We start from the raw sequence: 3,136 nt of genomic DNA, 5'->3' as shown, positions 1-3,136 counted from the left end.
CGACGGCCTCGGCGGCGCGCAGGAAGGGCAGGGCGTCGTTGGCGGCGCGCGCGGCGTGGGCGCTGCCGTCCCAGGCCAGCAGGATGCGCCGGGCTGCGAAGGCCGTGTGGGCCGGCGGCACCGCGATCACCGGACGCCCGCTGAAGAGGAGAGCCTTCTCGATGGTCTCCCGGTCGAGGTCGTAGGTCCGCGGCCCCGCGTCGAGGACCGTCAGATCGTGCAGCCGCGCCCGCTCGGCCAGCCGGCTCACCACGTCCGGGTAGGACAGGCTCGGCGTCTCGGTCGTGCAGATCAATCCCGCCTGCGCGGCGTCGCCGGCCGCGCGCTCCGCGATCGACCGGGCCAGCGTGTCGAGCCGCCGGTCGATGACGGCGATGCCCGCATCGTCGAAGTCCCCGAGCCAAGCGTCGTCCCCCGAGAGGCGCCACGAGGTGGACTGGACGGTCAGGTGGGCGCCGGCCGCCCTGGCCAGCGTCAGACCGTAGCCGATGGCCGACGAGGCCGGCTCCCGCTCCCCCTCGACCGTGGTGCCGACGAGGACGTCGCGGATGCCGGCGAGCGCGGTTGCGGTGGTCGTGGGCATGGGGTGTCTCCGATCCGGATGCCGCATGGTTCGGCGCTCCGGGGCGGGCGGCCTTGATCCAGCTCAAGTCTCGGCGTGCCGAACGATCGAGGACGTCCGGAGGCTCAGCTCTCGCGGGCCCGTGGCTCAGGGCGGATCGTCGTTTCCAGGCGGCCTGCCAGGCGGCTTGCGCGAGGTCGTGTCGCGTCTGCGGGGCTCTGTATCGGCGGGTGGACCGAAGCCTTCGCCGTCTTGTGTCCGGGCTGCGACATGTACAAGTTGTCACCCGGGGAGCTCTGGTCCGGGGTGTAGTCTCGGGATGTACGATGACGAACAGTGCTGATGTGTCCGACATAGGACCAGATCGCACCGATACGCCGACCCTCGACGAACTCCGGCAGACCCTCGACGAGATGGGCGTCTGCGTGTGGTCGCTGGATATCCCGACCGGCCGCGCCACGGTCTCGCCGACCTGCGCCCGCCTCTTCGGCGTATCGCCCCGGAAACTCACCACGTTCGCCGCCTCCCAGGCCCTGGTGCATCCCGACGACCGCCAGGCGCGGGCGGACGCTATCGACCGGGCGTTGCGGGAGGGCGGCAGCTACGAGGTCGATTACCGGGTCGTCCGGCCCGACGGGTCGCATTCCTGGCTGCGCTCGCGCGGGCGGGTGCAGCGCGATGCGCAGGGTCGGCCTTTCCGGCACCGCGGCGTCGTCCTCAGCATCGACGAGCAGAAGCGGGCCGAGGTGGACCTGCGCGCCCGCGAGGCGCACCTGCAATCGATCCTCGACACCGTGCCCGAAGCCATGGTGGTGATCGATGAGGCGGGGCGCATCCACTCGTTCAGCGCTGCGGCCGAACGCCTCTTCGGCTACGCGGCCGCCGAGGTGACCGGGTGCAACGTCAGCATGCTGATGCCGCAGCCGATGCGGGGCGAGCACGACGGCTATCTCGACCGGTACCGCCGCACGCGCGAGCGCCGCATCATCGGCACCATCCGGGTCGTCACGGGCCAGCGCCGGGACGGCACGACCTTCCCGATGGAACTCGCCATCGGCGAGATGCGCTCGGGGGACCGGGTCTTCTTCACCGGTTTCATCAACGACCTGACCGAGCACCAGCGCACGCAGGCGCGGCTTCAGGAGCTCCAGGCCGAGCTCGTCCACGTTTCCCGCCTCAGCGCGATGGGCGAGATGGCCTCGACGCTCGCCCACGAGCTGAACCAGCCGCTCGGCGCGATCGCCAACTACACCAAGGGCTGCCGCCGCCTCCTGGCCGATCCGAGCCCCGCAGCCATCGCCAAAGTGATGGAGGTCCTCGACAAGGCCGCCGAGCAGGCGCTGCGGGCCGGCCAGATCATCCGGCGGCTCCGCGAGTTCGTCGCTCGCGGCGAGACGGAGAAGCGGATCGAACCGGTCGCGCGGCTGATCGAGGAGGCGAGCGCGCTCGCCCTCGTCGGCGCCCGCGAGCAGGGGATCACCGCACATGTTGCGCTGGCTCCGAACACGGGCGCGGTCCTCGCCGACCGCGTGCAGGTTCAACAGGTTCTGATCAACCTGATGCGCAACGCCCGCGAGGCGATGCAGGAGGGCGGACGGCGCGAGCTGACCGTGGCGGCCCGCCCCGCCGGGCCGGAGACCGTCGAGATCGCCGTCTCGGATACGGGGCCCGGCATCGCGGGCGAGGTCGCGCACCGGCTGTTCCAGCCCTTCGTGACCACGAAGGTCAGCGGGATGGGCGTCGGACTCTCGATCTGCCGCACCATCGTGGAGGCGCATGGCGGGCGCCTCTGGGTCGAGCGCAACGAGGCCGGCGGGGCGACCTTCCGGCTGACGCTGCCGGCGGTGCCGAACGGAGAGCTGGGCCATGGCGTCTAACCTCGTGCACGTGGTGGACGACGATTCCGCCATGCGGGACTCGGTCGCCTTCCTGCTCGACACGACGGGCTTCGAGGTGCGGCTCTACGAGGCCGGCGCGCAGCTGCTCGACCGGCTCGCCAAGCCGGCGACGGGATGCGTGCTCACCGACATCCGCATGCCCGGGATCGACGGGCTCGAACTGCTCCGGCGCCTGCGGTCGGCGGGTCACCGGCTGCCGGTCGTGATGATGACCGGGCACGGTGACGTGCCGCTCGCCGTGGAGGCGATGAAGCTCGGCGCCTGCGACTTCATCGAGAAGCCGTTCGAGGACGAGGCCCTCCTGCACGCGATCCGCTCCGCGCTCGAGCGCGGCGGCCCGACCGAGACCGCCGACCCCGGCCTGCGCGAGTTCGTGAGGCGGGTCGGGACGCTGAGCGAGCGCGAGCGGCAGGTCCTGGACCAGCTGGTCGGCGGCGCCACCAGCAAGGAGATCGCGCGGACGCTCGACATCAGCCCGCGCACCGTCGAGATCTACCGGGCCAAGCTGATGGCCAAGACGCGGGCGGGAAGCCTGCAGGAACTGGTGCGCTGGGCCGTCCTGGCCGGCCTCGCCTGAGGCGGACTTGAGGCAGGTCAAGGCGGCCGACCCGCTGCGTCCCGCAGGGTGAGGCCCTCGACGCCACCCGGACCCGGCGCCCGCCGGACGACGCCATGC

General features: G+C 71.8%; 3 protein-coding genes. 2 read left to right on the top strand and 1 reads right to left on the bottom strand.

The window, feature by feature from the left end; genetic code table 11:
* A partial coding sequence (locus tag AX737_RS17865) for a universal stress protein UspA (RefSeq protein WP_066923791.1) occupies window positions 1-583 on the bottom strand: 583 nt, incomplete at its 3' end.
* A 305-nt stretch (window positions 584-888) separates the two neighbouring features.
* Between AX737_RS17865 and AX737_RS17860 the strand changes: the two genes are divergently transcribed.
* Window positions 889-2,439 (top strand): PAS domain S-box protein, encoded by a 1,551-nt coding sequence (locus AX737_RS17860; protein WP_066923789.1) that lies wholly within the window; start codon window positions 889-891, stop codon window positions 2,437-2,439.
* Window positions 2,429-3,037, top strand: coding sequence for a response regulator FixJ (gene fixJ / locus AX737_RS17855; protein ID WP_066923787.1), 609 nt, complete (start codon window positions 2,429-2,431; stop codon window positions 3,035-3,037). The genes AX737_RS17860 and fixJ overlap by 11 nt, the downstream gene beginning before the upstream one ends.
* Window positions 3,038-3,136: the final 99 nt, after the last annotated feature.

It is taken from the genome of Methylobacterium sp. CCH5-D2, from assembly GCF_001556475.1.
Taxonomy (GTDB): Bacteria; Pseudomonadota; Alphaproteobacteria; order Rhizobiales; family Beijerinckiaceae; genus Methylobacterium; species Methylobacterium hispanicum.
This window is presented reverse-complemented; position numbering and strand designations above follow the sequence as displayed.